Genomic DNA, 25973 nt, shown 5'->3' with positions numbered 1-25973 from the left:
AAGGGGTGCCACATGGCAAGCCGCATCAGGCTGGAGGACCGCGAGTGCCCGCTGTCCACGACCGTGCAGCACGTCGGTGAGTGGTGGACGCTGCTGCTGCTCCACGACGCGTTCGACGGCTACACGCGCTTCGACCAGTTCCAGCAGAACCTCGGCATCTCCTCCAGCATGCTGACCACCCGCCTCAAGACCCTCATCGACGACGGCCTCCTGGAGCGCCGCCCCTACCGGACCAACCCCGTCCGGCACGAGTACGTCCTCACCGACCTGGGCCGCTCCCTCCGCCCGGTGATCGTCGCCCTCGCCGCCTGGGGCAACTCCCGCCTCGCGCCCGAGCAGCGCAGCATGATCCTGGTCGACGCCGCCTCCGGCGAGGAGGTCGAACCCGTGGTCACCGACGCCACCAGCGGCCGGCGCCTGGACGACAGCGAGGCCTACGTGTTCACGGCGGGCCCTGCCGCAAGCCCCGGCATGCGCGCCCGGTACGTGCCTGCCGCCCCTGAATGAGCCGACCGCCTCCACAGGAATGCCGTTGCGCCCCCGCCCGGCCTTCGGTGCAGGTGAGTGAGCAGCGCTGCGGAGCCGGCAGTCCGGCCGTGCGCGGTGAGAGGCCGCTGGCCGAGGTCTTCACGGGCGCGTCGCTGCCTCCTCGGCGCGATGCCGCCGGTGTCCTCGCGTACACCGAGTAGGCGCGCGTCGACAACCCTGGCGTTCCAAGATGAGCTGCCGAACCGGGTCTACCAGGGTGAGCGGGTGTCGCGGCATGCTTCCGGGGTCTGCTCGGGCAGAGCCGTGTTCTGGTCGGTGCGCAGCAGCACGCCTGGGTCGGGTTCGAATTCCTCATTGGGCGGTGCCGGCTGGTGGAAACGCTCGGTGCGCGGAATGGTGACTTCCACCAGTCGGCCCTCGTGGAACATCCATAGCCCGAAGCAGTCGTCGTCCTGGTCGCGAAGCAGAACCTGCACCGAATGCGGGTGCGGCCACGGCAGCGACTCCAAGTGGCTGAGCAGGCCCTTGCGGGCACGCACTTTCTCGAACTCCAGGGCCCACCCGAACTCGTAGCCCCAGTGCCCCGCTATCGGGACGAAGCGGCCCCGCCACGTGCGTTCCGGGTCGTCCTGAGTCAGCGGTGCCATCACCTCGTCCGAACAGCGGGCGAGCACGATCACCTCGGCGTCTCTACTCATGCCGGAGTATCCCCGCATCCGCCTGATCCACCGCAACCGAATTCCACCCTTCTTCAGGCGGCGGCCTGTTGGTCTTCGTGTGCGTGACCGGTTCGGCAGTCGCGGCAGTGGCCGGGGGTGGGGGCGCGGAAGGCGCGTTCGCAGCCGTCGCAGGTCTGGAAGGGGGTGACGGTGGTGCGGTGAGGGGGTGGTGGGAGGAGGGCGGTGAGGCGGTGCTTGACGAATTGGTAGGGGTACTTGACGGGCTCCGGCGCGTTGGTCGTAAGCGCGTGGCGGATGGTGTCGGGGTGGGTGTCCCGTTCGAGCCAGGCCGCGACTCCGGGGACCAGTCTGTGGACGTGTTCCTCGGAGAGGGTGAATTCGGGTGAGTGGTGGTGCAGGTCGCTGAGGAGTGCGGCGGAGATGCGCTCCAGTTCGGGGGTCAGCTCGCGGGGCCGGGGCAGGGGCGGGCGCGGAGGCTTGGGCGCGGTCGGGGGCGGTACGAGGGGGACGAAGGAGGCGTGGCCCTGCGGTACGGGAGCTTCCGGTGCGGGAGCTTGCGGCGCGGGGGCGTCCGGTACGGGGGCGTCCGGTGCGTGGTGCTCGGGCTGTGGAGCCGGAGCCAGAGCGGGACCCCGAGCCGGGGCCTGAGCCAGAGCCGGGCCCGGAGCCGGAGCCGGTACAGGTGCCCTGACCTGCGGAGCAGGCGGAGCCTGTTGCGGCAGGGCCGCCGCACCCCGGGGCCGTAGCAGCGCCGCCGGCTGGTTGCAGAACACCGTACGGGTCACGATCCGGCCGTTCGGCAGCCGCGTACGGGCCCGTTGCAGGTAGCCGTGGGCCTCCAGCTCCCGCAGGGCGGCGGCGATCAGCTTCTCGCCCTCGGGGAAGCGGGCGGCGAGTGCCTTGATGCCGACCTCGGTCCCCTGGGGCAGGGACTGGATGCGTACGGCGAAGCCCACGGCGGTCGTGCTCAGGCCGGGGTGCTGGGCGAGGTCGTTGCCGACGACGGTGAACCGGTCGGTGTGCCGGATGACGACGTGGATCACGCCACGGGCCGGGAGAGGGCCGGGAATCTCTGTCAGGGCGCGCGTGAGCGCAGTATTCTGCTTGGTATCCATCGGGAAGTTCTGCTTCTTCCTTGGTGGTCAGGCCCTCGATCGGGATGTGGAGTCCCGGCCGGGGGCCGACGTATGTCTGATGTCTGGTGGCGTGAGCATATGCCCGCCAACCGGTGCGAAATCCAGCTCAGTTGGCAAACCTCACCCGTGTGGGTGACGAGCCCCCCGAGACCCGCCAGGTGAAAGCCGGGTGGGTCGGGTGGGTTATTTCTCTTGGTTCTTTAAGTAGTTGATGTCCCGCGTCACCACGTCGCGGTCGAGCGCGATCCGGTGGGCGCTTTTCACGGGGTACCGGGTCGCACCCGCGCACGATCCGGTGGCGGGGCCGTCACCGTACGAGTCGGAAATCGGCCAGGCCGGGCTGAGTACGAACGCTCATGCCCGCCGCCAACCAGCTTTCTACCGTGGGCCCATGAGCACAGGTACGCCGTACACGAGCGCCCTCCCCTGCACGCCGGACCAGTGGCCGTTGCTCTACCTCTGCACGGTGGCCGTCCTGGCCGGATTGGGTCTGCTGGTGAACCTCGGCGTGCTCTACCTGTCCGTCTTCGCCACCGACGACTGCGGCTCCACCACGTCGACCCCGTTCCGCTGCACCACGGCGGGCACGCTGACGATGTACGCACTGCCGTGGATGGGCCTGATCGTGGCGGCCGTGGCCGCCGTCGGCCTGGGCCTCGACGCGTTCGGGCGGGGTGGCTCCCCCTGGCGGTTCCTGCTCGTCGGGGCCGGTGCGCATCTGGTGTCGATCGGCGCTGTCGTCGCCGTGGCGATGTGGGGCCGCCGGAAACAGCAGACGACGACCGAAAGGGCCTGACCCCCGTGAGCATCGGCATCGACGCGTACCAGTACTGGAAGGCCAAGGCGGTCCGGCGGCCCGACGACGTGACGACCACGACCCCGTTGAACTGGCAGGCGGAGAAGTACGGCGAGGCCGAGCAGCGCCTCACCCTCCGTCACCTGCCGTCCGCCGCGCGCCCCACCGAACGCGCCACCGCCGCCGACGCCCTGACGAAACTGGCGCTGAGCGAGTCCATCCGCCGCACGGTCCTGCGGTACCGAGGTGGCACCGTGCACGCCGCCCTGGAGCTGGGGGCCACCTGGGCCGAGGTGGCCACCGCGCTGGACTGCACCCCGGAGGAGGCCCGCGCCGCGCTCCGGTCGTACGCGGAGGAGCAGCGGCAGCGCCACGAGGACGACCGGATGGCGGGCCAGAACCCCACGGGCTTCGCCCCGGAGCAGTACCGCTCCGTCCTCGGCCTCACCGAACTGGCCAACCACGAACGTACGCCGCAGCCGTCAGCGAAGCAGCCGGACGAGCCACTGTCCTGACGGGTGCTCCTCCCCCGAGTCGTCAGGGATCCCCGAGCCTGAGGCCCCGACTCCGCACGACCCGGCGCACGTCACTCAGGGAGTGCGTCAGGGCCGCGCTGACGTGGCGGAGCTGGATGTCGTCGGTCTGCTCGTCGGCCGGCATGTCGTCGGCGTGGTCCAGCAGTTCGAGCGCCCTCGCCTCTGCCTCCCCTTCTACGCCTTACGGTCGACGGTCAGCCTCGTGCGCCGCGGGGATGAGCTATGCGCCGTCGTCGCCGTCGCCGTCGCGCAGGGAATGGATCATGCTCTGCAGGATCCGGAACGCGCCTGACTGCTCGGTCTCGGTCATGCCGGCCAGCATTCTGACCTCGACGGACCGGACTGCCACGGTCGCCTTCTCCAGGCTCCGTCGGCCGCGAGGTGTCAGCTGCGCGGGAAGCACCTTCCCGACGCGCGCCTCCGCAGGCCTGGTCACGTAGCCATCTCGTTCCAGGGCCTGGAGCAGCACGTTCATCGACTGCCGTGTCACGAACGCGCCACGCGCGAGCTCGGAGTTCGACAAGCCCGGCCGTTGAGCCAGCAGCTCCAGGCAGGAGTAGTGCGTCACGCTCATGCCGAGCGGCCGCAGCACCTCCTCCATGGCTGCGCGCAGGGCGCTCGAAGCCTCTTTCAGCAGGTAGCCCAGCGATTTGTCCAGGTCGACGCCGACACCGTTTTGACTCATGTCAGAAGTCTGACATACATTCGCTCGTGTCAGGATTCTGACACGAAGAGAAGGAGCATCATCATGCCCGCCACCGGCCCCGACTTCATCTCTCTCCAGGTGCGCGACCTCGACGCTTCACAGGCGTTCTACGAGCAGTACCTCGGCCTCGTCCGCTCGCAGGCCGGACCGCCGCACGCCGTCGTCTTCGAGACGAAGCCGATCGCGTTCGCACTCCGCGACGTCGTTCCCGGCACCGATCTCGCATCCGTGGCCCAGCCCGGCATCGGTGCCGCGATCTGGCTCCACGCCACCGACGTCCAGGCCATCCACGACGCTCTCGTCGCAGACGGTCACACCATCGTCTCCGCGCCGGTCGACGGCCCCTTCGGCCGGACATTCGCCTTCGCCGACCCCGACGGGTACCACGTCACCCTCCACGACCGCGCCTGATACGCCCACGCCATCGGACGATCACCGGTCCCCGACGGCCCCGGAGGCGTCCCGGCGCCCCCGGCGCCTCCGCAGGAGACAAGCGGGCGGGGCGGGACGCAACCCTCGCGTCCCGCCCCGCCCGCTGTCACCTCTGTGCCGTCGGCGTCGCCGTCGGATCAGACGCGACGGTGGCGTCCGTAGTACTCACCCGTCGTGCGGTGGAAGTCCGCGTCGCCGACGTGCTTGTCCTTGTCGAACTCCGGGGCGTCCTTGATCTGGTCCTTCGTGAGGTCGATGTAGACCTTCTGGTCATCGGCGTCGATCCGGCTCACCGTGCCCGCCGGAAGCAGGACGTGCTTGCCGAAGATCCATACGCCGGTGTCGACCACCAGGTACGAGGACGTGACGTCGTCGGAGTGCTTGTCGACCTTGCCGATGCTGCCGTCGGTCGCCTCGACCTTGTAACCGATCAGGTCGGTGCCGGCGGTGTGGCCGGCGGTCGGCTGGTAGCCCCACAGGTTCTCAGTCATAAAAACTCCTTCGATCGCACGTGAATGAATTTGGTTCAGCGGCACGCGTCCCTCGTAAAAGGTGTGCTTTCCGCCGTGCTCACTTCCTGAGCAACCGCTGACAGCCTCGTGCCCGGCCCCCTCGGCACCATGTCTGCGAACTCGTGCGTTTTTCGATCCATTTCGCGGGAATTCGACGCCCCCGCGCCGCGCCCGCGCACACCGAAGGAAGAATCATGGGTTTCGGAACGGCTGGGGCGTCAACGCTATGGAAGACCTGCCCGCAGGCGCGGACAGGCCCGCAGCTCGACCGAGGGTGTTCCAGCATGGGCGTAGAGCGGTCAGGCCCTGATCACAGGCTCCGCGATGTGGCGCGGGCGATGCGTGGGGTCATCGAGCTGCTGGAGGTCCACTGGACGCGGGTGCCCGACGTGACGTCGCCCGTCACCGTGTCCGCGCCGCAGCTCCGCGTCATGTACGTGCTCGAACGCCGGGAAGGCATCAATCTGCGGCACCTGAGCGCCGAGCTGGCCGCCGCGCCGTCCTCGGTGAGCCGGCTGTGCGACCGGCTGGAAGCCCTCGGCTTCGCACGGCGGTCCTCCAGCCCGTCCAGCCGGCGGGAGGTCGAGCTGCACCTGACCACTCAGGGGCGGGCCCACCTCGACCGGCTGCGGGCCCGGCGCGAGGAACGGCTGGCGGCCGCCCTGGAACGGGCGGCACCGGCCTCGCGAGCCCGGCTCATGGAGGCGGTGGAGACCATCCGCGCCGCACTCACCGTCGCCCAGACGGAACCGCCCGCCCCCAGGACGGAGCGTCCACCGGACGACGGGCCGGAGCGGCGTACGGGGTGAGTCACGGCAGTGGCACGAGCGGGAGCCGGCGTACGGGTGACCTCAGCGGTGGCACAGGCAGGAGCGGGCGTACGGGGTGCACGGGGTGACCTCCGCGGCTGCGAGGCCGCGCTCCCCCTCCCGGGGGATGCAGCCCGGCACGGCCTCCCCCGCGCGGGGAGCGAGTTGGCTCTCATGGGGGATCTCTCGCTGTGCCCGCGTCACGACGATGGAGTCATGACGCTGAAGATGATCCTTCACCGGCCGCCGTCCGTCGGCGACACCGAGCGGCCCGTGCCCCGCTGGGCGCTGCGCCTGGCGTACGCGCTTCCGCTGCTCCTGCTGCCGTCGTGCCTGTGGCGGCTGCCCTTCGCCCTGCACTTCGAGATGGGGCAGGTGCACGAGGGCGGCGGCATGCCCGGCTACTGGCTGAGCATCCCGTACGTCGTCGGGCTCAGCGTGTTGTCGGAGCTGATCGCGATACTGACCATCGGGCTGGTCCGGGGCTGGGGAGAGGTGGCGCCCGCCTGGATCCCGGTCATCGGCGGCAGACGCGTCCGGCCGATGGCGGCCGTCGTCCCGGCCGTCCTCGGCGGCCTGATACTCACCTTCCTGTTCACCTCCGTCCCGATCGGCGACGGTCGCCGGCTCGCCCCCTACGGCATCGCCGACAGCATCGGATACAGCAACGACGCCTGGCAGGCGCTCGCGGCGGTGTGCGTCACGCCCATCGCCGCGTGGGGTCCCATCACCATCGCTCTCGCGATCGCCTACTACCGCCGCCGAACCCCCGCCCGCCCGCCGGAGTGACGCCCGGCCCGTGCCCTCACCACTCCCGCGCCGCGATCAGTTGTTCCCCGTCCGCGTCCGCGAAGCCGTACGCCTGCGCGATGAACCAGAACGCCTCGCCTATCTCCTCGCGCGCCACCGTCTCGATCTCGCTGCCCGCCGCCTCGAACTCCGCCTCCAGGGCGTTGAACTCCTCGGTCGCCCCCTCGGTCATCCGGTACAGCGCCGCCAGGTCCCCGGGCCGCTCGGCCTCGATCCGCTCGCACAGGCGCAGGAGCACCGCCCTGCCCCGGTCCAGGACGTGATCCGGGAAGTAGTCGTCCTCGTACAGCGGGAGCAGGAACGCGTGCTCCGCCACCTGCCGGTTCGTGATCGTCACGATGTTGCCCCCATGCCCCTCCGCGCGCCCCGGGCCCCGCCCCGGACGCGTACCGATCCACTCCCGGCGATCCTGCACCACGCCACTGACAACGACCCCGGCCCGGCCACGCTCGCGCGTGCTCAGCATCACCCTGGACAGCTCCGTGACCGACCGGTAACTTCGAGGGGGAATGAGCAAGCGCTTAGCCATGCCCGGTGAGCGCATGCCCAGCCGACGAACACATAGGCACCAGCCGTCGAACACTTCAGCCGACCAAGGAGGCACCCCGTGCGCCGTACGGTATTCAACGAGGACCACGAGGCGTTCCGGGAGACCATCCGCGCCTTCATCGCCGCCGAGGTCGTGCCGGTGTACGACGAGTGGTTCGCCGCGGGCCAGGTGCCGCGCGAGTTCTACCTCAAGCTCGGCGAGCTGGGCATCTTCGGCATCGAGGTCGACGAGGAGTACGGCGGCGCGGGCATCGACTCGCACAAGTACGAAGCCGTCATCTACGAGGAGACCGCCCGCGCGGGTGTCTCCTTCGGCGGCTCCGGCGTCCACACGCTGCTCGGCCTGCCCTACGTCAAGATGCTCGCCACCGACGAGCAGAAGAAGCGCTGGCTGCCGAAGTTCGCGACGGGCGAGGAGATGTGGGCCCTCGCGATGACCGAGCCTGGCACCGGCTCCGACGTCGCGGGCATGAAGACCACCGCCAAGCTCTCCGAGGACGGCACGCACTACGTCCTCAACGGCTCGAAGACCTTCATCACCGGTGGCGTCCACGCCGACCGTGTGATCGTCTGCGCCCGTACCGCCGCCCCGCGCGAGGACGACCGCCGCTTCGGCATCTCCCTCTTCGCCGTCGACACCAAGTCGGAGGGCTACTCGGTCGGCCGCAAGCTCGACAAGCTGGGCCTGAAGACCTCCGACACCGCCGAGCTGGCGTTCGTCGATGTCAAGGTCCCGGCCGAGGACCTCCTCGGCGAGGAGAACAAGGGCTTCGGCTACCTCGGCACCAACCTGGCCTCCGAGCGCTGGGGCATCGCCTTCGGCGCGTACGCGCAGGCCGCGGCCGCCGTCCGGTTCGCCAAGGAGTACGTCCAGGAGCGCACGGTCTTCGGCAAGACCGTCGCCTCGTTCCAGAACACCAAGTTCGAGCTGGCCGCCTGCCAGGCCGAGGTCGACGCGGCCCAGGCCGTCGCCGACCGCGCGCTGGAGGCCCTGGACGCCGGTGAGCTCACGGCGGCGGAGGCCGCGTCGGCCAAGCTGTTCTGCACCGAGGTCGCCCACCGCGTCATCGACCGCTGCCTCCAGCTGCACGGCGGCTACGGCTTCATGAACGAGTACCCGATCGCCCGCCTGTACGCGGACAACCGGGTCAACCGCATCTACGGCGGCACCAGCGAGGTCATGAAGTCGATCATCGCCAAGTCCATGGGCCTGTAGAAAGCCCACAGCCGGTTCGGTAAGGACTACGTTCTCTCCATGAGCGCAGCACTCGATTCCCTGCTCGATCTGCTCGACCTGGAGCAGATCGAGCGGGACATCTTCCGGGGCATGAGCCGCAGCGCGGTCGTGCCCCGGGTGTTCGGCGGGCAGGTCGCGGCCCAGGCGCTGGTCGCCGCGGGCCGGACGGTCCCGGCGGACCGGGGCGCCCACTCCCTGCACGCGTACTTCCTGCGGGCGGGCGACCCGGGCGCGCCGATCGTCTACAGCGTCGACCGCATCCGCGACGGGAAGTCCTTCACCACCCGCCGGGTCGTCGCCGTCCAGCACGGGCAGCCGATCTTCCACCTCTCCGCGTCCTTCCAGAGCTACGAGGAGGGGCTGGAGCACCAGGCGGACATGCCCGCCTCCCCTGATCCGGAGACCCTGCCCACGGCCGCCGAGATGCTGCCCCGGTACGCGGACCGCTTCAGCGATCCGGGGATGGTGGACCGGCTGATCGAGGCGCGGGACGCCGTCGACCTCCGGTATGTGGACGCGCCGCCGTTCGGCACGGTTGGTGAGGCGCGCGAGCCGCGCTCGCAGGTCTGGTTCCGGACCAACGGCAAGCTCGCGGACGACCCGCTGCTGCACGTCTGCATGGCCACCTACGTCTCCGACATGACGCTGCTCGACTCGGTGCTCCTCGCCCATGGGCGGGGCGGCTGGGCGGTCGGGGACGTGGTCGGGGCCAGCCTGGACCACGCGATGTGGTTCCACCGGCCCTTCCGGGCGGACGAGTGGCTGCTGTACGACCAGGAGTCGCCGTCGGCCTCCGGCGGGCGGGGCCTGGGCCAGGCCCGTATCTACACCGCCGACGGGCGCCTCGCGATCACCGTCATCCAGGAAGGTGTCGTCCGGGTTCCGCGTGCCCCCGGGATGAGCGCCACCTGACGCCCCGATTCGGACATACTCCCCACCATGAGTGACGCGAAAGCGGACAGCACAGCTGATGGCGGGGAGTCCACGTTCACGGTGATCGTGGCGGCTCTCGCCAACCTCGGCATCGCCGTGGCGAAGGCCGTCGCCGGGCTGATCAGCGGGTCGAGCGCGATGCTCTCCGAGGCGGCCCACTCGGTGGCGGACACCGTCACCGAGGTCATGCTCCTCACCGCCCTCAAGCGGAGCGAGAAGCCGGCCGACGAGGACCACCCCCTCGGTTACGGCCCCGAGCGGTACATCTGGGCGATGCTCGCCTCCATCGCCACCTTCGTCGGCGGTGCGGTCTTCTCGATCTACGACGGGGTGCACACCCTGATCGCGGGCGAGGAGCTGGGCAACCCTCTCATCTCGTACATCGTCCTCGGCGTCGCCTTCCTGCTGGAGGGCTACTCCCTGCGCACCGGGGTCAAACAGGTGCGGCGCGAGGCGTCACGGCTGCGGGTGCCGGACACGTACTACCTGCGCCACACCCCCGACACCGCCGTGAAGGCCGTCGTCATGGAGGACTCGGCGGCCCTCGTCGGGCTGCTGCTGGCCGCGGGCGGGCTGCTCGGCGGGCAGCTGACGGGGTCCGGGGCCTGGGACGGGATCGCGTCCTGCCTGATCGGCCTGCTGCTCGTGTACGTGGCCTGGGTCCTCGGCCGGTCCAACGCGCAGCTGCTCATCGGGCGGCCGCTGCCCGCGTCCGTGCGGGCGGGGGTGCGCGACGAGCTGCTGTCCGTCCCGCACATCGTCGACGTACTGGAACTCACCACGCTCATCCAGGGGCCGGCCGAGATCCTGATCGCCGCGAAGATCGACTTCCGGGACATGGCCACCGCCGAGGAGGTCGAGTGGGCCTGCGAGGAGGCCGAGGCGCAGCTGCGGGAGCGGTTCCCCTCGGTCCAGCGGGTGTACCTGGACCCGACGCCGGGGCCTGAGCAGCGGCGGCGGCGACAGCAGGAGCACCCCGGTCTCTGAAGCCCCTGCTCGTCCCGGTTGTTCCGGTTGTTCCGGTTGTTCCGGTCGTTCCGGTCGTTCCGGTTGTTCCGGTTGTTCCGGGGAAACGCCCCGAGCCTCTACGCTGCGGACTCCTCGGCCGGCTCCTCCTCCGGCTCCTCCATCGGCTCCGCCTCCAGCAGCCCCGCCGCGTGCAGCAGGTAGTCCGTCATGGGGTCGTAGAAGCGCGGGTCGGTGACGTGGTCGTCCAGGGGAACGGTGACCTGGAGGGTGCCCTCCGCCTCACCGAGGAACAGGGCCGGGTCGTTGCAGTCCGCGTAACCGATCGCGTCCAGCCCGCGCTGGCCTGCGCAGCCCGCCCAGCCGTGGTCCGCGACGACGAGGTCGGGCAGCGGGCGGCCCAGGTGGGCCATGGCGTCCAGGATGGCCGCCATGGGGGCCGGGGAGTGGGTGTGCCAGAGGGTCGCCCCGCGCTCCAGCATCGCGACATCGGCGAACTGGAAGACCATGCCCTCGTCCGCCATCAACCCGGAGGGGATACGGACGATCTCGCAGCCCGCCCGGCGCAGGGCGTCCGCCGTCTGCCGGTGCACGTCCAGCAGGCCGCCGGGGTGGCCGGTGGCGAAGAGGACCCGCTCGTGGCCGTCCGCGGCCTTGCGCAGGCGGGCCGCCATCCGCTCCAGGGCGTCGACCGTCAGCTCGGGGTCGATGGTGTCCTGGCCCGCCCGGTGCGCGGGGTCGTCGTTCACGCCGCAGCGCTCGGCCATCACCGCGAGCACGTCCTGCTCGTCGGTCCAGCGGTCGCCGAGCTCCAGGCCCAGCCAGTAGTGGCGGTCCCCGTTGGCGAGCTTGCGGTAGTGGGAGAGGTTGTTGTCGCGAGGGGTGGCGACGTCCCCCGCGATACGCGAACGGACGAGGTGGTCGACGAGGGCGGCGCGGCTGGGTATCGGCATGAACCCATTGTGCCGTCCGGGGTGCGGGGTGTGCCCGGTGTCCCGTACGCCGGGCACGCCCTGCCGGGATCCCGGCAACTCTTCCGGGACTGTTCACCCCCGCGTGACCTGGCCCTTCCTCCGCCGGACGGGTCCGGCCGCTCGAATGGAACCACCCAGAGGTCTGGACCAATCGAACCACGCCAATCCGCTGTCTCATTCCGTCCGTTGCCTCGGTCTCGCGCAAGTGGTCTATACCTTTGGCGCTAGGGTGGCCACCGGAAACGAGTACTGAAACAGGTACGGAAACGGGTACATACACAGCCGTGGGGGGCTTTATGACCGTGCATCACCTGCCGCAACCACCGTCCGACGACGAGCTCTACTGGTATTTCGGGCCGCAGCGCCGCTGGGTCCTGGTCAGCAGTTCGCTCGCCTTCGTCTTCACCGCGGCCACCATGTTCGCCTTCGCGCTCCGGACGCCTGCCCTTTGGGCGTTCCTCGCCATCCTCGGCCTCAACGTCGTGGCCCTGCTGCTCTCCTCCGTCAACAGCCTGCGCCAGCGCCGGCTGACCCGGCAGTCGCACGAAGTCCTCGTCCACGCCTGGCAGCCGGCCGAACTGCCCTCCGTGGACCTGTACTTGCCGACCTGCGGCGAACCGCTCCCCGTCCTCGCCAACGCCTACCGCGCCGTCGCCGCCGTGGACTGGCCCGACGCGCTGACCGTCTGGGTCCTGGACGACGGCGACCGGCCCGAGGTCGCCGCGCTGGCCGCCTCGTACGGCTACGCCTACGTCGTCCGGCCCGACCGGGGACATCTGAAGAAGGCGGGCAACCTCAACCACGCGCTCACCCTGAGCAGCGCCGAGTTCATCGCGATCCTGGACGCGGACTTCGCACCTCGCCCGGACTTCCTGCGCCACCTCGTGCCCTACCTCGCCGACCCCGCCGTCGGCATCGTGCAGAGCCCCCAGTGCTTCGACACCGACGAGACGATGGGGTGGATCCAGCGCGCCGCCGGTTCGGCGCAGGAGTGGTTCTTCCGCTGGATCCAGCCCTCGCGCGACGCCAGTGACGCCGCCATCTGCTGCGGCAGCAACGCCGTCTACCGGCGGGCCGCGATCGACCTGGCGGGCGGCTTCGCCCGGCTCGACCACAGCGAGGACCTGTACACCGGGCTCGCGCTGCACGAGCAGGGGTTCCGCACCCAGTACGTCCCCGTCCTGGTCGCCAAGGGCACCTCGCCCGACGAGGTCACCTCCTTCGTCAACCAGCAGTACCGGTGGGCGATGGGCAACCTCCACCTGCTGGGGACGCCCGTACTGAAGCGGATGCGCGCGCCCTGGCGGATGCGGCTCTGCTTCTACGAGGGTGTCGTCGGGTACCTCACGACGGCCGTGAACACCTTCGCCGCGCCGCTGCCGCCGCTGGTGATGATGTTCTGGTATCCGGACCACATCCGGCCCTGGCACGTGCTGCCGCTGCTCGCCCCGCTCTGGCTCTGGCACGTGCTGCTGCCCCGGATCAGCCGGACCCGCTGGCGTGTGGAGGTGATCCGCGCCAACGTCCTCACCAGCGTGGCCGCCGCGACCGCGTTCTGGCACACCCTGCGGGGGCGCAGCGCCGCCTGGGTGCCCACGGGGGCGCAGAGCAAGGGGAGTTCGGGCTCCATGGCCCGCCGGGTGGTGGGCGTCTCGCTGGTCTGGCTCGTCCTGTCCAACGGGGCAGCCGCCGCCGGGATCGCGCTGGCCGTGGCCCGTAACGGCTGGGAGCCCAACTGGGGGCTCCTGCTCTACCTGTTGGTGCAGCTCCAGATCAATGTGCCGTTGATGCGGGACCTTTCGGCCGAGCTGCGGCCGGGGGCCGGGGGCGCTGCGATCCCGAAGCCGCGCAGTGCGGGTGCGGGTGGGAGAACCCTCCTCGCCGCCCTCCGCTCCCCCACCGGCATGCTGCCCCGCCGCTGGCCCGAGACCCTCGCCGCCTCCGCCGTCCTCCTGCTCACCGGTCTGCTCGCCTCGGGGTGGGTCAACCCGATGCTCCCCTGGTCGAGCTGAAAGGCCTTCTCGCCATGCCCTTCCTCCTTGCTCCCGGCCCCCGCCGGAAGCCCTCCGCACCACCGCTCACACCGCCGCCGTCCCGCTACGGCGGCGAGTCCGGGCCGAGCCCGCACCGGTCCGCGTTCCGGCCCGACATCGAGGGGCTGCGCGCGGTCGCCGTCCTGGCGGTCCTCGCCTTCCACGCCGAAATCCCGGGCCTGGCGGGCGGGTTCATCGGCGTCGACGTCTTCTTCGTCATCTCCGGGTACCTGATCACCGGCCTCCTGGTCCGCGAGGCCATCAGCACCGGCCGGATCCGGCTCGGCGACTTCTTCTCCCGGCGAGCCCGGCGGCTGCTGCCATCGGCCGCCGTGGTGCTCGCGGCGGTGGCGGTGGCCGGGGCCTGGCTGACCGTGCCGCTGCGCCGCACCGACCTGGAGTACGACGTCCTCTCGGCGGCGCTCTCCCTCGCCAACTGGCGGTTCGTCTCCCAGCGGACCGACTACCTGGCGGCCGGGCACGACCAGAGCCCGCTGCTGCACTTCTGGTCGCTCGCCGTCGAGGAGCAGTTCTACCTGTTCTGGGCCCCGCTCCTCGCGGTGGTCGTCCTCTGCGCCGCCCGTGCGGTCCGCCGGGGGCGTGCCGTGCGGTCGGTGGTGGCGCTCGTGACCGGGGCGCTGGTCCTCGGCTCGTTCGCGCTGTCCCTGCACTGGACGGAGGACTCCGTCTCGCTCGCGTACCTCGGAACTCCCTCGCGTGTCTGGCAGTTCGGCGTCGGCGCGCTGCTCGCGCTGCTGCCGTGGCATCTGCTGCGCGGCCCGCGCACGCTGCGGCTGCTGTGCGGCTGGGGCGGGGCCGCGGCGATCGGCTGGTGCGTGGTGGCGTACGACGCCTCGACGCCGTACCCCGGTTATGCGGCGCTCGTCCCGACCCTGGCCACCGCCGCCGTGATCCTCGCGGCGATACCCGGGCGGGGCGAGCGGAACGTCCAGGGCCCGTACGGGGTCGGGCGGCTGCTGGCGGGCCGGGCGCCCCGGGCCGTCGGGCGGCTCTCGTACACCCTCTACCTGTGGCACTGGCCGGTGCTCGTCCTCGCCGAGGCCCGGCTGGGTGCGCTCGGCTGGCCCGCGAGGACCGCGCTGACGCTGGCCGCCGTGCTGCCCGCGCTCGCCACGATGCGCTGGGTCGAGCAGCCGCTGCGCCGCAGCCGTACGGTCTCCGAACTCCCCCGGCGCGGACTGGCGGTGGGCGTCTCCGCCATCGTGCTGCCGGTCGCGCTCGCCCTGGTGGTGGGCACCGCGACCCTGCACCTGATGGGCCCCGCCACCCCGGTCGACGTCAAGGGCCTGCCGCCGGGGGCCGTCTCCGGGCCGTCGCTGCTCGCGCGGGCTGCCGGGGCTTCCCCAGGGGACGGCCCGGTGGTGCCGAACCCTGCCCAGGCGCGCAAGGACTTCCCGCCGGACCGGGACTGCCAGGTCGCCCCGGAGGTGACCCGCAGCCCGGAGTGCCTGTTCGGCGCGGTGGACAGCCCGGACCGGATCGTGCTGCTCGGCGACTCGCACGCGGGCCAGTGGTTCTCCCCGATGCTGGCACTGGCCGCCCAACGCGGCTGGGCGCTGCAGGAGTTGGTCAAGCAGGGCTGTCCGCTGCCGCAACTGGCGGTGGACAGCCCGCAACTGGGCCGCGCCTACCGGGAGTGCGACACCTGGCGCGCGGGCACCCTGGACCGGCTGCGTACGGGGCCCAAGCCCAGGCTCATCGTGATCGCCTCGCTCAACCGGTACACGACAGACCGCCAACTCCTCACCGCCGCCTGGGAGAAGACCCTCAAGCCGCTGCGGGCGACCGGTGCCCCGATCGTGTACATCGAGGACACCCCCGTACCCGGGACGGACATCCCGGCGTGTGTCTCCGGCGCTCCGGACGATGCCGCCGCCTGCGCGTTCAGCCGGGCGGAGGCGGTTCCGGCCGATCCGCTGGCGCGGCGGATCGCGTCGGGGGCGGTGCCCGGCGTGCGGTCCATCAGCGTGAACCCGGTGCTCTGCCCGGGGAACGGGCCGACCTGCCCGGCCGTACGCGACCGCATCCTGCTCTACCGGGACGACGCCCACCTCACCAACGTGGCAGCCGTCGTGCTGGCCCCCCGGCTGGAGCGGCTGCTGACGGACTCGGGCGCGCTGCCCGCCGCCACGGCCCCCGCGACCCCTGCCGCGCCCGCCGCGCCCGGTGCCGACGGCTGGACCGAGCTGCTGCGGGACGACTTCGACGGCCCGGCGGGCAGCCGCCCCTCCCCCGCCGACTGGCAGTACGACCTCGGCACCTGCTACCCCGGCTGCCCGGCCCCGCAGTGGGGCACCGGCGAGATCGAGACCATGACCGACTCGACGGACAACGTCCGCCTGGACGGGAAGGGCGCGCTGGAGATCGTCCCCACCAGGGAGGGTGAGCAGTGGAGTTCGGGGCGGATCGAGACCGTACGTTCCGACTTCGCACCGCCGCCCGGCGGAGTACTGCGGATCGAGGCGTCGATCGCGCTGCCGGACGTGACCGGGCCGAAGGCGGCGGGCTACTGGCCGGCGTTCTGGACTCTGGGCGCCCCGCTGCGCGACGGGTACACCGGCTGGCCGGGCGTCGGTGAGCTGGACATCATGGAGTCCGTCAACGGCCGGGACACCGTCTTCGGTTCGATGCACTGCGGGGTGCTGGAGGGCGGGCCGTGCGAGGAGCCCGTGGGCCTGACCTCGGGTCCGCAGACGTGCGCGAGCTGCCGTACGGAGTTCCACTCGTATGCCGTGGAGGTCGACCTCGGCGCGCGGGAGGTGCGCTGGTATCTCGACGGCCGCGTGTACCACCGGGTGAGCGCCGGGCGGATGGACGCCGGGACCTGGAAGCGGGCGGTGGACCACGGGGTGTTCCTGATCCTGAACGTGGCGATCGGCGGCAAGCTCCCGGCAGCGGACGGCGCCACGGCCGGGCCCGCCACCGAGCCGGGCCATCCGATGCGGGTCGATCAGGTCACGGTGAAGGTCAAGGTCAAGGGCGGGGAAGGGGGCGGGGGCTCGGGCTGAGGCCTTCGACGGTGAGAGTGAAGAGGCGGTCGGCCTGGACCGCCGGTTCGGCATGGTGCTCGGTGGCCAGGGCGATGCCGACGGCAAGGGTGAGCAGGTCGTGGAAGGTGACGCCCGGCCTGACCGCCTCTTCGCGGAGGGCGCGGCGGAGCAGAGGGGTCGCCGCGCTTTCGAGCACCGCGCCGCAGGAGTGCTGCGCCTGGGCGGCGGCGGGTTCGGCGGCGGGGACGTCGGTGGGGGGCTCGTAGGTGAGGACGTCCGCGAGGCCGCGGGCCGAGACGGCGTACCGCACGAGGTCGTGGAGCCAGTCCAGCAGCGCGGCCCGGCTGTCGTCGGCCCGGCTCAGCTGGTCCGCGCGCTCGCAGAGGGCCTGGATGCGCTCCTGGAAGACGGCTTCGAGCAGGGCCTGCCGGGTGGGGAAGTGCCGGCGCACGGTGGCGGAGCCGACGCCCGCGGTGCGGGCGACCTGTTCGAGGGAGGCGGCGGCACCGTGCCGGGCGACCTCGGCCTCGGCCACGGCCAGGATGCGGCTGTAGTTGCGGCGGGCGTCCGAGCGCTGACCGGTCACGTGCTCTCCTTCTCTCCTTGCTAAGTGGTGGGCCCCGCCATATCGTAGCGAGTGCGAAACGGCGGGGCCCGCCGTTTTGTGTTTCCCGAGCTGCGCCGTCCCGAGCCGCTCTGTTCCCCCTACACGAGGAGACACCGCCATGGCATCACGTTCCGCCCCCGTACTGGTCACCGGTGCCACCGGACGCCAGGGCGGGGCTGTCGCCCGAGCACTGCTGGCCGCCGACGTGCCGGTGCGCGCGCTGGTACGCGACCCGCACTCCCCGCGCGCGAAGGCCGTCGAGGCCCTCGGCGTGGAACTGGTCACCGGAGACCTCGCCGACCGGTCCTCGCTGGACCCGGCCTGCGCGGACGTCCGTGCCGTGTTCTCGGTGCAGATGCCGCCGATGGACGAGACCGGCGTCGACTTCGCCGGAGAGCTGGCGCAGGCGACCAACCTGATCGAGGCGGCGCGCGCTGCGGGCGTGCCCCAGTTCGTCCAGTCCTCGACCAGCGGGGTCGGCCGGCACACGGAGACCCCGGGGTGGGCGGAGGGCCGCTGGGCGGCCATGGCGGGCTACTTCGACACCAAGCAGGCGATCCTGGAGAAGGTGCGCGGGGCGGGCTTCGCCCGCTGGACCGTGATCAAGCCCGCGTTCTTCATGGACAACCTGCCCCAACTGGCGCCCCACGGGCCCGAAGGCGGACTGGCGACGGTCCTGCTGCCGGACACGACCCTGGCGCTGGTGGCGACGGAGGACATCGGTGCGGCCGCCGCCCACGCCATCCAGGAGCCCGACCGCTTCCACGAGGTGGAGCTGGAGCTCGCCGGTGAGCTGCTCACCATGGAGGAGGTCGCCCGGACGCTGTCCACCGCGTGGGGGGTCCCGGTGGAGGCACCGACGATGAGCCTGGACGAGGCCCTCGCAGCGGGCATGCCTGCATGGGGGGCCGGTCACGTCTGGAGCAACGCCATCACCCAGCCGGCCCGCCCCGAACTCGCCCTGGAGCTCGGGATTCCGGTGACCACGCTCGCCACCTGGGCGCGCGAGCACCTGACGGCGGCCTGAGGGGAACCGCCGCCTCCGGCAGGGGCGGGAAGGCAGCACACAGCAGCACGGCAGATGGGCGGGACGGCAGATCGGCAGCACCGCAGATCGGCCACGCGCGGGTCCCTCCCCCCGTTACCCAGGGACCCGCGCGAGCCGTCGTGCGGGCCGAGCGCGCTCGTACGGCGCGGTCGGCCGGGGCCCGGTTCCGCACGATGGTGCGGCCGTGTCCGGACACCGGAAGTATCGCCTTCCGCCCGAGGAGGGGGCGAACGCTTTTCCGGGAGAACGCCCTCCGGGGAAACGCCTGTTCAGGCGCGAGGCGTCGGCCGGCCCCACAACGTGACCGCGCGCAGCAGCCGTTCGACCGGGCCGAGCCGGTGGCGTTCCATCAGCCGGGCGGAGGCGGCGAGTTGGCACCCGTAGAAGAGCAGCGCCCCGCCCAGCACGGCCGCCGCGGCGACCCGGCCGTACAGGGCGGCCCCGTAACCGGTGAAGACGAGCGCCATCACGAGGGACTGCACCAGGTAGTTGGTGAGGGCCATGCGGCCGGCCGGAGCCAGCCGGGCGGCGAGGCGGGCGCCGCGCGGAGTGGTGAACCAGAGGAGCAGACCGCAGGCGTACGCCCCACTGAGCGCGGGTGCGGTGAGCATGCCGACGATGAACATCGGGATCTCCCAGCGGGCGCCCAGCGGCCCCACCGTGCCCGCCGCCATGAGTACGCCGCCGGGCAGCCCGACGGCCAGGCCCCAGCCGCAGATCCGGCGCAGCCGGGCCACGCGGTCCGGGGTGCCGGTGCCCGTCAGGAGCCGGCGCCTGCCCGCCACGAACCCGGCCAGGAACGCCGCGACGACCATGCCGCCCATCATGAGGAGCCCGGCCAGGATGTCGGTCCAGGCATCCATGTTGGCGCGGACCACGTCCGCCGGGCCGCCCCGGTACGCGGCGGTCAGCTCGGCCGTGGAGGCCGCGAGGCCCTCGTCGCCCCCGCCCGTGTCCACCAGGGCGACGGCCGCCCCGAGGAGCAGGTAGAGCGCGGCCACGGCCCCGTACACCCGGAGCGCGGCGCGCCACATCCTGGCCGGGTCGACGGTCCGGGCCGCGAAGAGGACCAGGCCGAGGACGGCGTACGTGGTGAGGATGTCGCCCGGGTACAGCAGGACCGCGTGCAGGGCGCCGAGCACGAACAGGCCGAGGAGGCGGCGCAGCATCCTGGGCGCGAAGGGGGCGCCGTCGCGTTCGGCCGAGTCCATCTGGAGGGTGGTGCTGTAGCCGAAGAGGAAGGAGAAGAGCAGGTAGAACTTGGTCTGGACGAGCATCATGACCAGCCAGTGCGCCGCCTGGTCCAGACCACTGGCGCTCGGCCCGTCGCCGCCCCGCCCTTCGATGCCCGCCATCACCAGGACATTGGCGAGGAAGATGCCGCAGAGCGCGAAGCCGCGCAGCGCGTCGACCTCGACGATGCGGTGGGGCCCTGGCATCACGGCTGCGGGCTCGGCCGCTGACGTGTGCCGGATGGGCCCGATGTGCCCGATGTGCTCGATGTGCCCGATGTGCTCGCTGTGCCCGCTGGTCTCGCTGGTCTCGCTGGTCTCGCTGGTCTCCGGATGCTTCACGGGACGACGGAGAGCACGGTCACCACAGTCACCGTGGAGATCGCGGCCTGGAGGTTGCGGATGGCCTCCCGCACGCTCACGCCCGCCCAGTGGCCGTCGGCGATCTCCGCCATCCGCGGGGCCACCTGCTTCTTCGGCAGGCCGGGGAAGGTCTGCGGGTGCATCCCCGTGGCGTGCAGCAGAGCGACCAGCGCGCTGGTGCGGGCGTCCGGCTCGGCCCCGTGCAGCACCACCGCGGCCAGTCGTGCGCGCAGCTCCCGTTCGACGGATCCGTCGGCCTCCGGGTAGCGGCGCACCGGGAAGACGCCGAGGGCCCGGTGCTTCTCCTCGGTCACCAGGCCGCGGGCGCAGAGGCCGGCCACCACGTCCTGCGAGCCCTTCGCGTGCTCCCGGGTCAGCCAGTCGACCACCTTGCGGCTGCTGGAGGCCCCGTGGACCCAGCGCACCAGCCGGTCGAGCCTTCCGTCGAGGAGGGCGTCGCCGGTCGGGGTCGGGTCGAAGACCTCGACGCGGCCGCCCTTCACCGTGACGCGGCCCGCCATGACCAGCTCCAGGAGCATGCCCGCGGCCACGCCCCAGCGCGCCGCCGACTCCCCCTTCGCCGCGCCGGTCGTGTCGTCCAGCGACAGCAGCATGATCTCTTCGCCCAGCGAGACGGCCATGGTCAGGCTCCCCCGTACTCTCTTCGTCCCGATCGATGTCCCGACCGGCGTCCCGATCGATGTCACGACCGGCGTCCCGATCGATGTCACGACCGGCGTCCCGATCGATGTACCGACCGGTCTCCTCACCCTGCTCCTCGGACAGACGTGAAGAACCCGCCCGGGGTTGCCCAGGGGGCGGAACTCCTGCTCAGGAGGGGTCCGCGGCCGCCGCGAACGCCCCGCGCGCCAGCCGGTGCAGCAGCGCGGCGGTGGCCTCGCGCCCGGGGCGGGCCTCGGGCCGGGCCAGGTGCGGGGTGGAGTTCAGCAGGCCGAAGACGGCGTGCACGGTGACGCGGGCCTCGTTCTCGGGCAGGCCGGGGTAGAGGGCGCGGACGACACCCACCCAGACCTCCACGTACTCGCGCTGGAGCCGGCGCACCCGCTTGCGGTCCGTGTCGCGCAGCCGGTCCAGCTCGCGATCGTGGAGGGTGATGAGGGGGCGGTCGTCGAGGGCGAAGTCGATGTGGCCCTCGATGAGCGCGTCCAGGAGGGCTTCCGGGGAGCCGTCGCCCCGGGCGGCGTCCTCCGTCACCCGGAGGCGGCCGCCGTCCAGCAGCCGCTCGCTGATGCCGACCAGCAGCTCGGCGAGCATCGCGTCCTTGCCGGGGAAGTGGCGGTAGAGGCCGGGGCCGCTGATACCGACCGCGGCGCCTATCTCGTCGACGCCGACACCGTGGAAGCCGCGCTCGGCGAAGAGGCGCGCGGCCTCCCGCAGGATCTGCTCGCGGCGGGTGGGGGCCGCGACGCGGGCGGCGGCATGGGTGCTCATGAGGATTCATTCTAGACAGGGCCGTTAGCGCTCGTTAACCTGAGGGAAACGCGTTAACGCTCATTAACAGCAGACGGTTATCACGCACATGATCGCGGTACGGGCAAGGGGGCTCGACACGATGCAGCAGGCACCGGTCCTGGCGAGCGCGGCCGATCCCGCCTCGGAGGCCTGGCAGGCCAACGAGGCGGCGCATCACGCGCTCGCCGACGAGCTGGCGGCACGGCTCGCCACGGCACGGCTGGGCGGGGGTGAGAAGGCGCGGGCCCGCCACGAGGCGCGCGGCAAGCTGCTCCCCCGGGACCGGGTGGACACCCTCCTCGACCCGGGCTCGCCCTTCCTGGAGCTGGCCCCGCTGGCGGCCGAGGGGCTGTACGGGGGCGCCGCCCCGGCGGCCGGGGTGATCGCCGGGATCGGGCGGGTCAGCGGCCGGGAGTGCGTGATCGTCGCCAATGACGCGACCGTCAAGGGCGGCACGTACTACCCGATGACCGTGAAGAAGCACCTGCGCGCGCAGGAGGTGGCGCTGGAGAACCGGCTCCCCTGCCTCTACCTGGTCGACTCGGGCGGCGCGTTCCTCCCGATGCAGGACGAGGTCTTCCCCGACCGGGACCACTTCGGGCGGATCTTCTACAACCAGGCCCGCATGTCGGGGGCGGGCATCCCGCAGATCGCGGCGGTGCTGGGCTCCTGCACGGCGGGCGGGGCGTACGTCCCGGCGATGAGCGACGAGGCCGTCATCGTCCGCAACCAGGGCACGATCTTCCTCGGCGGCCCGCCGCTGGTGAAGGCCGCGACCGGTGAGGTCGTCACGGCGGAGGAGCTGGGCGGCGGCGAGGTCCACTCCCGTACGTCGGGGGTCACCGACCATCTCGCGGAGGACGACGCGCACGCCCTGCGGATCGTCCGCAACATCGTGGCGACCCTCCCGGACCGCGCCCCGCTCCCCTGGTCGGTCGAGCCGGCCGAGGAGCCGAAGGTGGACCCGGCGGGTCTGTACGGCGCGGTGCCGGTGGACTCCCGCACCCCGTACGACGTACGCGAGGTCATCGCCCGGGTGGTGGACGGCTCGCGCTTCCAGGAGTTCAAGGCGGAGTACGGTACGACGCTGATCACCGGGTTCGCCCGCATCCACGGCCACCCCGTGGGGATCGTCGCGAACAACGGGATCCTGTTCTCCGAGTCGGCCCAGAAGGGCGCGCACTTCATCGAGCTGTGCGACCAGCGCGGCATCCCGCTCGTCTTCCTGCAGAACATCTCCGGCTTCATGGTCGGCCGGGACTACGAGGCGGGCGGCATCGCCAAGCACGGCGCGAAAATGGTCACGGCGGTGGCCTGCACCCGGGTGCCGAAGCTGACGGTCGTCGTCGGCGGTTCGTACGGCGCGGGCAACTACTCCATGTGCGGCCGGGCGTACTCGCCCCGCTTCCTGTGGATGTGGCCCAACGCCAAGATCTCCGTCATGGGCGGTGAGCAGGCGGCCTCCGTCCTGGCCACCGTCAAGCGCGACCAGCTCGGTGACGACTGGAGCGCCGAGGACGAAGAAACGTTCAAGGCCCCGATCCGCCAGCAGTACGAGACTCAGGGCAACGCGTACTACGCCACCGCCCGGCTCTGGGACGACGGTGTGATCGACCCCGTGGACACCCGCCAGGTGCTGGGCCTCGCCCTGACCGCCTGTGCCAATGCCCCGCTGCCCCAGAAGGACCCGGCCGGGCCCGGCTTCGGCGTCTTCCGGATGTGAGGAACAGATGACGATGTTCGACACCGTTCTGGTCGCCAACCGCGGCGAGATCGCCGTCCGGGTGATCCGGACCCTGCGCGAGCTGGGGGTGCGCTCGGTCGCGGTCTTCAGCGACGCGGACGCGGACGCCCGGCATGTGCGGGAGGCGGACACGGCGGTACGGATCGGCCCGCCGCCGGCCGCCGAGAGCTATCTGAGCGTGCCCGCACTGCTGGAGGCGGCCCGCCGGACCGGCGCCCAGGCCGTCCACCCCGGCTACGGCTTCCTCGCGGAGAACGCGGCCTTCGCCGCCGCCTGCGCGGAGGCGGGGCTGACCTTCATCGGCCCGCCCGCCTCCGCGATCTCGCTCATGGGCGACAAGATCCGGGCCAAGGAGACGGTCTCGGCGGCCGGGGTCCCGGTGGTCCCGGGTTCGTCCGGCAGCGGCCTGACCGATGCCCAACTGGAGTCGGCGGCAAGGGAGATCGGCACCCCGGTGCTGCTGAAGCCCTCCGCGGGCGGCGGCGGCAAGGGCATGCGCCTGGTCCGGGACGCGGAGGTGCTGGCGGAGGAGATCGCGGCGGCGAGGCGCGAGGCCCGCTCTTCCTTCGGCGATGACACCCTCCTCGTGGAGCGGTGGATCGACCGCCCGCGCCACATCGAGATCCAGGTCCTGGCCGACGCCCACGGCAACGTGATCCACCTCGGCGAGCGCGAGTGCTCGCTCCAGCGCCGCCACCAGAAGATCATCGAGGAGGCGCCGTCCGTCCTCCTCACTCCGGAAACGCGGGCGGCGATGGGCGAGGCGGCCGTGCAGGCGGCGCGCAGTTGCGGCTATGTCGGCGCGGGGACGGTGGAGTTCATCGTCCCGGGCAACGACCCGGCCTCGTACTACTTCATGGAGATGAACACCCGCCTCCAGGTCGAGCACCCGGTCACGGAGCTGATCACGGGCCTGGACCTGGTGGAGTGGCAGCTGAGGGTGGCGTCGGGCGAGCAACTCCCGTACGCACAAGAGGACATCCGCCTCACCGGCTGGGCGATCGAGGCCCGCGTCTGCGCCGAGGACCCCTCCCGCGGCTTTCTGCCATCCGGCGGTACGGTGCTGGCCCTGCGCGAGCCGCAGGGCGGCGGGGTGCGGACGGACTCGGGGCTCAGCGAGGGCGTGCCGGTGGGCAGCCTGTACGACCCGATGCTGTCGAAGGTCATCGCGTACGGCCCCGACCGCGCGACGGCCATCCGCAAGCTGCGGGCGGCCCTCGCGGACACGGTGATCCTGGGCGTCCCGACCAACGCGGGCTTCCTGCGCCGCCTGCTGGCCCACCCGGACGTGATCTCCGGCAACCTCGACACGGGGCTGGTGGAGCGCGAGGCGGAGGGCCTGGTGCCGGACGGGGTTCCGGACGAGGTGTACGCGGCGGCGGCCGCGGTCCGCCGGGAGGTGCTGGAGCCCCGGCCGGACGCGGGGGGCTGGACGGACCCGTTCTCCGTGCCGAGCGGGTGGCGGACGGGGGGGACCCCGGCGCCGCTGGTGTTCCCGCTGCGGGTGTCCGGCGCGGACCCGGTGACGTACGAGGCCCCGGCCTCCGCGACGGTCACGGCCGACCGGGTCTCGGTCGAACTCGACGGCACGGTGGGCCACTTCCACCGCTCCGGCGACTGGCTCGGCCGGGACGGCGACACCTGGCACGTCCAGGACCACGACCCGGTGGAGGCGTCCCTGAGCGGGGCCGGCCGGGGCGGGGCGGACACGCTGGCGGCGCCGATGCCGGGCACGGTCACGGTGGTGAAGGTGGCCGTCGGGGACGAGGTCGAAGCAGGTCAGAGCCTGCTCGTGGTGGAGGCGATGAAGATGGAACACGTGATCTCCGCCCCGCACGCGGGGACGGTCACGGAGCTGGACGTCACGGCGGGCGCGACGGTGGCGATGGACCAGATCCTGGCGGTAGTGGCCCCTCGGGAGGACTCATGACCACGCTCCCCATGAAGGTCCCGGCGCCCGGTCTGCCGGCCCGGGTCCGGATCCACGAAGTGGGCGCGCGGGACGGCCTGCAGAACGAGAAGGAGACCGTCCCGACCCCGGTGAAGGCGGAGTTCATCCGCCGCCTGGCCGTGGCGGGCCTGACGACCATCGAGGCGACGAGCTTCGTGCACCCGAAGTGGGTGCCCCAACTGGCGGACGCGGAGGAGCTGTTCCCGCTCCTCGGCGAGGTCGCGGACATCGGTGACGTGTCCCTCCCGGTCCTCGTCCCGAACGAACGCGGCCTGGACCGGGCGCTCGCGCTCGGGGCCCGGTCGATCGCGGTGTTCGGCTCGGCGACGGAGACGTTCGCCGCACGCAACCTGAACCGGACGGTCGACGAGTCGCTCGCGATGTTCGAGCCGGTGGTGGCCCGCGCCAAGGCGGACAAGGTGCATGTGCGCGGGTACCTGTCGATGTGCTTCGGCGACCCGTGGGAGGGCGCGGTGCCGGTGGCGCAGGTCGTCAGGGTCGCGAAGGCGCTGATGGACCTGGGCTGCGACGAGCTGTCGCTGGGCGACACGATCGGGGTGGCGACGCCGGGCCACGTAACGGCACTGCTGACAGCGCTGAACGAGGCATCCGTCCCCACGCCCTCCATCGGGGTGCACTTCCACGACACGTACGGCCAGGCGCTGTCCAACACCCTGGCGGCGCTCCAGCACGGGGTGACGACGGTGGACGCCTCGGCGGGCGGCCTGGGCGGCTGCCCGTACGCGAAGAGCGCCACGGGCAATCTCGCCACCGAGGACCTGGTGTGGATGCTCGACGGCCTAGGAATCGAAACGGGCGTCGACCTGTCCGAACTCACCGCCACCAGCGTCTGGCTGGCCGAACACCTGGGCCGACCGAGCCCATCCCGCACGGTCCGCGCCCTGACCCCTTCCCTTTCTTCCTCCCCCTCCCACAAGGAGTGAGC

At 71.8% G+C, this 25973-nt stretch carries 26 protein-coding genes; 16 read left to right on the top strand and 10 right to left on the bottom strand.

Annotated elements, in window-relative coordinates; genetic code table 11:
* Positions 1 to 12: 12 nt before the first annotated feature.
* Entirely contained in the window at positions 13 to 507 is a 495-nt protein-coding gene (locus IE264_RS01360) for a winged helix-turn-helix transcriptional regulator (RefSeq protein WP_190167559.1), read from the top strand.
* 230 nt (positions 508 to 737) lie between these two features.
* Here the strand turns inward: IE264_RS01360 and IE264_RS01355 are convergent, their stop codons facing one another.
* Both IE264_RS01355 and IE264_RS01350 read right to left on the bottom strand, forming a co-directional pair.
* Positions 738 to 1187 (bottom strand): hypothetical protein, encoded by a 450-nt coding sequence (locus IE264_RS01355; RefSeq protein ID WP_015608668.1) that lies wholly within the window; start codon positions 1185 to 1187, stop codon positions 738 to 740.
* A gap of 53 nt (positions 1188 to 1240) precedes the next feature.
* Positions 1241 to 2284, bottom strand: a complete 1044-nt coding sequence (locus tag IE264_RS01350) for a hypothetical protein (protein ID WP_032758511.1) — start codon at positions 2282 to 2284, stop codon at positions 1241 to 1243.
* 412 nt (positions 2285 to 2696) lie between these two features.
* Between IE264_RS01350 and IE264_RS01345 the strand changes: the two genes are divergently transcribed.
* Both IE264_RS01345 and IE264_RS01340 read left to right on the top strand, forming a co-directional pair.
* A complete protein-coding gene (locus IE264_RS01345) occupies positions 2697 to 3101 on the top strand; it encodes a hypothetical protein (protein ID WP_158706551.1) in 405 nt (134 codons plus the stop codon).
* A 5-nt stretch (positions 3102 to 3106) separates the two neighbouring features.
* Positions 3107 to 3616 carry a hypothetical protein gene (locus IE264_RS01340; RefSeq protein WP_032758509.1) on the top strand — a complete coding sequence of 170 codons (510 nt, stop codon included), beginning with the start codon at positions 3107 to 3109 and terminating at the stop codon, positions 3614 to 3616.
* 241 nt (positions 3617 to 3857) lie between these two features.
* Here the strand turns inward: IE264_RS01340 and IE264_RS01335 are convergent, their stop codons facing one another.
* A complete protein-coding gene (locus IE264_RS01335) occupies positions 3858 to 4322 on the bottom strand; it encodes a MarR family winged helix-turn-helix transcriptional regulator (RefSeq protein ID WP_032758507.1) in 465 nt (154 codons plus the stop codon).
* A gap of 63 nt (positions 4323 to 4385) precedes the next feature.
* On the opposite strand from IE264_RS01335, the gene IE264_RS01330 reads away from it, so the two are divergent.
* Positions 4386 to 4754, top strand: a complete 369-nt coding sequence (locus IE264_RS01330; RefSeq protein WP_032758506.1) for a VOC family protein — start codon at positions 4386 to 4388, stop codon at positions 4752 to 4754.
* Between the two features lie 158 nt (positions 4755 to 4912).
* On the opposite strand, the gene IE264_RS01325 is transcribed toward IE264_RS01330, so the two are convergent.
* Entirely contained in the window at positions 4913 to 5266 is a 354-nt protein-coding gene (locus tag IE264_RS01325; protein ID WP_015608672.1) for a PRC-barrel domain-containing protein, read from the bottom strand.
* Positions 5267 to 5625: 359 nt separating this feature from the next.
* Between IE264_RS01325 and IE264_RS01320 the strand changes: the two genes are divergently transcribed.
* Both IE264_RS01320 and IE264_RS01315 read left to right on the top strand, forming a co-directional pair.
* Complete coding sequence (locus IE264_RS01320) at positions 5626 to 6096, top strand: MarR family winged helix-turn-helix transcriptional regulator (RefSeq protein ID WP_063605766.1); 471 nt, start codon at positions 5626 to 5628, stop codon at positions 6094 to 6096.
* Positions 6097 to 6312: 216 nt separating this feature from the next.
* A complete protein-coding gene (locus tag IE264_RS01315) occupies positions 6313 to 6885 on the top strand; it encodes a hypothetical protein (protein WP_032758504.1) in 573 nt (190 codons plus the stop codon).
* A gap of 16 nt (positions 6886 to 6901) precedes the next feature.
* Here IE264_RS01315 and IE264_RS01310 read toward each other — a convergent pair whose 3' ends face one another.
* Positions 6902 to 7243: a DUF5713 family protein gene (locus IE264_RS01310; RefSeq protein WP_032758566.1), complete on the bottom strand. Its 342-nt coding sequence runs from the start codon at positions 7241 to 7243 to the stop codon at positions 6902 to 6904.
* Positions 7244 to 7513: 270 nt separating this feature from the next.
* Between IE264_RS01310 and IE264_RS01305 the strand changes: the two genes are divergently transcribed.
* The 3 genes from IE264_RS01305 to IE264_RS01295 are packed head-to-tail and all read left to right on the top strand — an operon-like array spanning position 7514 to position 10612.
* Entirely contained in the window at positions 7514 to 8671 is a 1158-nt protein-coding gene (locus IE264_RS01305) for an acyl-CoA dehydrogenase family protein (protein WP_015608676.1), read from the top strand.
* Positions 8672 to 8710: 39 nt separating this feature from the next.
* Positions 8711 to 9604: an acyl-CoA thioesterase gene (locus IE264_RS01300; RefSeq protein WP_015608677.1), complete on the top strand. Its 894-nt coding sequence runs from the start codon at positions 8711 to 8713 to the stop codon at positions 9602 to 9604.
* Positions 9605 to 9631: 27 nt separating this feature from the next.
* Complete coding sequence (locus tag IE264_RS01295) at positions 9632 to 10612, top strand: cation diffusion facilitator family transporter (RefSeq protein ID WP_032758502.1); 981 nt, start codon at positions 9632 to 9634, stop codon at positions 10610 to 10612.
* 98 nt (positions 10613 to 10710) lie between these two features.
* Here the strand turns inward: IE264_RS01295 and IE264_RS01290 are convergent, their stop codons facing one another.
* Positions 10711 to 11544 carry a phosphatase gene (locus tag IE264_RS01290; protein ID WP_032758565.1) on the bottom strand — a complete coding sequence of 278 codons (834 nt, stop codon included), beginning with the start codon at positions 11542 to 11544 and terminating at the stop codon, positions 10711 to 10713.
* Between the two features lie 317 nt (positions 11545 to 11861).
* Here IE264_RS01290 and IE264_RS01285 point away from each other — a divergent pair, with 317 nt between their 5' ends.
* Complete coding sequence (locus IE264_RS01285) at positions 11862 to 13577, top strand: glycosyltransferase family 2 protein (protein WP_032758501.1); 1716 nt, start codon at positions 11862 to 11864, stop codon at positions 13575 to 13577.
* Between the two features lie 14 nt (positions 13578 to 13591).
* Positions 13592 to 16627 (top strand): acyltransferase family protein, encoded by a 3036-nt coding sequence (locus tag IE264_RS01280; protein ID WP_032758500.1) that lies wholly within the window; start codon positions 13592 to 13594, stop codon positions 16625 to 16627.
* Here IE264_RS01280 and IE264_RS01275 read toward each other — a convergent pair.
* Positions 16593 to 17195, bottom strand: a complete 603-nt coding sequence (locus tag IE264_RS01275; protein WP_032758499.1) for a TetR/AcrR family transcriptional regulator — start codon at positions 17193 to 17195, stop codon at positions 16593 to 16595. The two genes, IE264_RS01280 and IE264_RS01275, sit on opposite strands and share 35 nt — an antisense overlap.
* A 139-nt stretch (positions 17196 to 17334) precedes the next feature.
* On the opposite strand from IE264_RS01275, the gene IE264_RS01270 reads away from it, so the two are divergent.
* Positions 17335 to 18243, top strand: coding sequence for an NmrA family NAD(P)-binding protein (locus IE264_RS01270; protein WP_032758498.1), 909 nt, complete (start codon positions 17335 to 17337; stop codon positions 18241 to 18243).
* 290 nt (positions 18244 to 18533) lie between these two features.
* On the opposite strand, the gene IE264_RS01265 is transcribed toward IE264_RS01270, so the two are convergent.
* Entirely contained in the window at positions 18534 to 19838 is a 1305-nt protein-coding gene (locus IE264_RS01265; protein ID WP_032758496.1) for a DUF418 domain-containing protein, read from the bottom strand.
* Positions 19835 to 20500 (bottom strand): GOLPH3/VPS74 family protein, encoded by a 666-nt coding sequence (locus IE264_RS01260; protein WP_032758495.1) that lies wholly within the window; start codon positions 20498 to 20500, stop codon positions 19835 to 19837. Before IE264_RS01260 ends, IE264_RS01265 begins: the two co-directional genes overlap by 4 nt.
* Here IE264_RS01260 and IE264_RS01255 point away from each other — a divergent pair.
* The gene (locus tag IE264_RS01255; protein WP_158706550.1) at positions 20499 to 20651 is read left to right on the top strand and encodes a hypothetical protein; all 153 of its coding nucleotides are present in this window, start codon (positions 20499 to 20501) and stop codon (positions 20649 to 20651) included. The genes IE264_RS01260 and IE264_RS01255 overlap by 2 nt on opposite strands.
* Before the next feature lie 39 nt (positions 20652 to 20690).
* On the opposite strand, the gene IE264_RS01250 is transcribed toward IE264_RS01255, so the two are convergent.
* Positions 20691 to 21311 carry an SACE_7040 family transcriptional regulator gene (locus tag IE264_RS01250; protein WP_015608686.1) on the bottom strand — a complete coding sequence of 207 codons (621 nt, stop codon included), beginning with the start codon at positions 21309 to 21311 and terminating at the stop codon, positions 20691 to 20693.
* Positions 21312 to 21432: 121 nt separating this feature from the next.
* Between IE264_RS01250 and IE264_RS01245 the strand changes: the two genes are divergently transcribed.
* The 3 genes from IE264_RS01245 to IE264_RS01235 are packed head-to-tail and all read left to right on the top strand — an operon-like array spanning position 21433 to position 25971.
* A complete protein-coding gene (locus tag IE264_RS01245; RefSeq protein WP_032758494.1) occupies positions 21433 to 23055 on the top strand; it encodes a carboxyl transferase domain-containing protein in 1623 nt (540 codons plus the stop codon).
* Positions 23056 to 23062: 7 nt separating this feature from the next.
* On the top strand, positions 23063 to 25006 hold the full coding sequence (locus tag IE264_RS01240; RefSeq protein ID WP_032758493.1) for an acetyl-CoA carboxylase biotin carboxylase subunit: 1944 nt from the start codon (positions 23063 to 23065) through the stop codon (positions 25004 to 25006).
* Positions 25003 to 25971 (top strand): hydroxymethylglutaryl-CoA lyase, encoded by a 969-nt coding sequence (locus IE264_RS01235; RefSeq protein WP_032758491.1) that lies wholly within the window; start codon positions 25003 to 25005, stop codon positions 25969 to 25971. The genes IE264_RS01240 and IE264_RS01235 overlap by 4 nt, the downstream gene beginning before the upstream one ends.
* Positions 25972 to 25973: the final 2 nt, after the last annotated feature.

Source organism: Streptomyces microflavus, from assembly GCF_014650075.1.
Taxonomy (GTDB): Bacteria; Actinomycetota; Actinomycetes; order Streptomycetales; family Streptomycetaceae; genus Streptomyces; species Streptomyces microflavus.
This window is presented reverse-complemented; position numbering and strand designations above follow the sequence as displayed.

Excerpts from the sequence above, each read along its gene's own strand:
- IE264_RS01360 (WP_190167559.1), top strand. The coding sequence starts at position 13 with ATGGCAAGCCGCATCAGGCTGGAGGACCGCGAGTGCCCGCTGTCCACG.
- IE264_RS01355 (WP_015608668.1), bottom strand. The coding sequence starts at position 1,187 with ATGAGTAGAGACGCCGAGGTGATCGTGCTCGCCCGCTGTTCGGACGAG.
- IE264_RS01350 (WP_032758511.1), bottom strand. The coding sequence starts at position 2,284 with ATGGATACCAAGCAGAATACTGCGCTCACGCGCGCCCTGACAGAGATT.
- IE264_RS01345 (WP_158706551.1), top strand. The coding sequence starts at position 2,697 with ATGAGCACAGGTACGCCGTACACGAGCGCCCTCCCCTGCACGCCGGAC.
- IE264_RS01335 (WP_032758507.1), bottom strand. The coding sequence starts at position 4,322 with ATGAGTCAAAACGGTGTCGGCGTCGACCTGGACAAATCGCTGGGCTAC.
- IE264_RS01330 (WP_032758506.1), top strand. The coding sequence starts at position 4,386 with ATGCCCGCCACCGGCCCCGACTTCATCTCTCTCCAGGTGCGCGACCTC.
- IE264_RS01325 (WP_015608672.1), bottom strand. The coding sequence starts at position 5,266 with ATGACTGAGAACCTGTGGGGCTACCAGCCGACCGCCGGCCACACCGCC.
- IE264_RS01320 (WP_063605766.1), top strand. The coding sequence starts at position 5,626 with ATGCGTGGGGTCATCGAGCTGCTGGAGGTCCACTGGACGCGGGTGCCC.
- IE264_RS01315 (WP_032758504.1), top strand. The coding sequence starts at position 6,313 with ATGACGCTGAAGATGATCCTTCACCGGCCGCCGTCCGTCGGCGACACC.
- IE264_RS01300 (WP_015608677.1), top strand. The coding sequence starts at position 8,711 with ATGAGCGCAGCACTCGATTCCCTGCTCGATCTGCTCGACCTGGAGCAG.
- IE264_RS01295 (WP_032758502.1), top strand. The coding sequence starts at position 9,632 with ATGAGTGACGCGAAAGCGGACAGCACAGCTGATGGCGGGGAGTCCACG.
- IE264_RS01290 (WP_032758565.1), bottom strand. The coding sequence starts at position 11,544 with ATGCCGATACCCAGCCGCGCCGCCCTCGTCGACCACCTCGTCCGTTCG.
- IE264_RS01285 (WP_032758501.1), top strand. The coding sequence starts at position 11,862 with ATGACCGTGCATCACCTGCCGCAACCACCGTCCGACGACGAGCTCTAC.
- IE264_RS01280 (WP_032758500.1), top strand. The coding sequence starts at position 13,592 with ATGCCCTTCCTCCTTGCTCCCGGCCCCCGCCGGAAGCCCTCCGCACCA.
- IE264_RS01270 (WP_032758498.1), top strand. The coding sequence starts at position 17,335 with ATGGCATCACGTTCCGCCCCCGTACTGGTCACCGGTGCCACCGGACGC.
- IE264_RS01255 (WP_158706550.1), top strand. The coding sequence starts at position 20,499 with ATGGTCAGGCTCCCCCGTACTCTCTTCGTCCCGATCGATGTCCCGACC.
- IE264_RS01260 (WP_032758495.1), bottom strand. The coding sequence starts at position 20,500 with ATGGCCGTCTCGCTGGGCGAAGAGATCATGCTGCTGTCGCTGGACGAC.
- IE264_RS01250 (WP_015608686.1), bottom strand. The coding sequence starts at position 21,311 with ATGAGCACCCATGCCGCCGCCCGCGTCGCGGCCCCCACCCGCCGCGAG.
- IE264_RS01245 (WP_032758494.1), top strand. The coding sequence starts at position 21,433 with ATGCAGCAGGCACCGGTCCTGGCGAGCGCGGCCGATCCCGCCTCGGAG.
- IE264_RS01240 (WP_032758493.1), top strand. The coding sequence starts at position 23,063 with ATGACGATGTTCGACACCGTTCTGGTCGCCAACCGCGGCGAGATCGCC.
- IE264_RS01235 (WP_032758491.1), top strand. The coding sequence starts at position 25,003 with ATGACCACGCTCCCCATGAAGGTCCCGGCGCCCGGTCTGCCGGCCCGG.